1 protein-coding gene is annotated in these 241 nt (G+C 60.6%); it reads right to left on the bottom strand.

The annotated features are described in order from the left end of the window. A partial coding sequence (locus SB771_RS36640; protein ID WP_410722241.1) for a LysE/ArgO family amino acid transporter occupies positions 1–190 on the bottom strand: 190 nt, incomplete at its 3' end. Positions 191–241 lie beyond the last annotated feature (51 nt).

Here is a 241-nt window from a genome sequence, read left to right as displayed (position 1 = left end):
CGTTTGATGCCAGGCCGAATCCGGCAACCCCCGCGGCGATCAAAACGGCATCCGACAACGCGCACGTCATGCAGACGGCAAAGACGTGTTCCTGGCGCAGGCCTTGCCGCAGCACGAAGGCATTCTGCGCGCCAATCGCGAGGATCAGGCTGAGGCTGAGGAAAAAACCGGGGAAAAAGGCGCTTGTCACGTCGTACCCTGAAGCAAGGGCGACAGACTAGCGGTTGCAGCCTGATTAGAG

Source organism: Burkholderia sp. SIMBA_051, from assembly GCF_046534915.1.
Taxonomy (GTDB): Bacteria; Pseudomonadota; Gammaproteobacteria; order Burkholderiales; family Burkholderiaceae; genus Burkholderia; species Burkholderia ambifaria.
This window is presented reverse-complemented; position numbering and strand designations above follow the sequence as displayed.